Source organism: Breznakia sp. PFB1-19, assembly GCF_029893935.1.
In the GTDB taxonomy this organism is placed as follows: Bacteria; Bacillota_I; Bacilli_A; order Erysipelotrichales; family Erysipelotrichaceae; genus Breznakia; species Breznakia blatticola.
In genome coordinates this window covers 1-1469 of record NZ_JARXXJ010000056.1, presented here as the reverse complement: position 1 = coordinate 1469, position 1469 = coordinate 1, and the positions used below count along the sequence as shown (strand labels likewise).

At 32.8% G+C, this 1469-nt stretch carries 2 protein-coding genes; both read left to right on the top strand.

The genetic code is table 11. The features are described from left to right. Window positions 1-407 (top strand): helix-turn-helix domain-containing protein (locus tag M2098_RS11535; protein WP_280684637.1); only part of this gene is annotated, 407 nt, incomplete at its 5' end. Continuing rightward, complete coding sequence (locus M2098_RS11530; RefSeq protein ID WP_348521995.1) at window positions 368-1426, top strand: IS3 family transposase; 1059 nt, start codon at window positions 368-370, stop codon at window positions 1424-1426. The genes M2098_RS11535 and M2098_RS11530, both read left to right, overlap by 40 nt. Window positions 1427-1469: the final 43 nt, after the last annotated feature.

Below are 1469 nucleotides of genomic sequence, written 5' to 3'. Positions count from 1 at the left end.
TTCCATCATTCCGAACTGTTGCGAATTGGGTTACAATGTATACTAAAGGTGAACAATTAAAAGATTATAAACCTAAACCGGAGGTATACATGACAAAATCAAGAAAGACGACTATTGAAGAACGTAAAGAGATTGTTGAATATTGTCTAAGCAACAATAAAGATTACAAAGAAACAGCAAGTATTTATAAAGTAAATTACTCTCAAGTGTATTCATGGGTAAACAAGTATCTTAATGATGGTGATAAGGCACTTGAAGATCGTCGTGGTAAGCGAAAGGCTGAAGAGGAATTAAGTGATGATGAAAAGAAAAATAGAAAAATACTATTGCTAGAACGTAAACTTGAGCGAATTGAAAAAGAGAATGCATTATTAAAAAAGCTGGAGAAATTAGAAAGGCGGCGATAGAACATCTTCCAAAATATAAGCAAATAGCAATACTAAAAAAGGAACGTATCAACATTTATGAAGTGATTAAAAAATTTCACGATGACGAAGGGTGGTCCATAGAATGGATGTGTGGCTTTTTCGAGATTAGCCGAGCTGCATATTATAAATGGATCAATAAACCGATAAATAAACGGGAATTAGAGAATAAGGAGGTCCTAGATACAATCTATACAATACATGAAGAATTAAATGGTTTATATGGATCTTATCGAATGACTATAGAAGTTAACAACAGACTGAAAGCGAACTATAATGTGAAACGCATAGCACGTTTAATGTGTATTAACGAAATTTATTCTGTAATGCGAAACAAGAAACGTAAATGGAAACGAAGTACGCCAGAAGTTACTGCAGAAAATAAACTAGCTAGAGAATTTGAGGCTACAAGACCAAATGAAAAATGGTGTACAGATGTAACAGAATATAAAATTCCAGGAACTGCTAAAAAAGTTTACATCAGTACAATAATAGATTTGTACGATCGCTATCCGATTGGTTATAGTCTGAGTTTGAGAAATGATACTAGTTTATTTCAAAAAAGTTATGAAATGGCTTTAGAAAACCATTATGGGGAGTCAACGTTATTTCACAGTGATAGAGGAGCGCTATATACACGTAAAGTAGTAGGACAGCAGTTAAAAGAAGATAACTTCATCCAATCCATGTCGCGTGTCGGGTGTTGCATTGATAATGGACCAATGGAAGGATTTCAAGGGATTATAAAAGATGAAATCGCGATCCTTTATGATATAAATAGCGTTGAATCTTTCTTTGAAATATTTGATGAATATATGTATTTTTACATTCATAAAAGACCACAAAAACGATATAAAGGACAAACTCCACATCAAGTACGAACAAATGCATTGCAAGCTAACAAACCAGAACAATATCCAATTCCAACTAATTTAAAAATAGAGCGTTATTGGGATGAGATAAAATCAAAACAAAGTAAAAGCCTGATTACTAATGTGTAACCAAGCTATATAGAATTCTTTATTTATTTCGCCTGTCTACTTG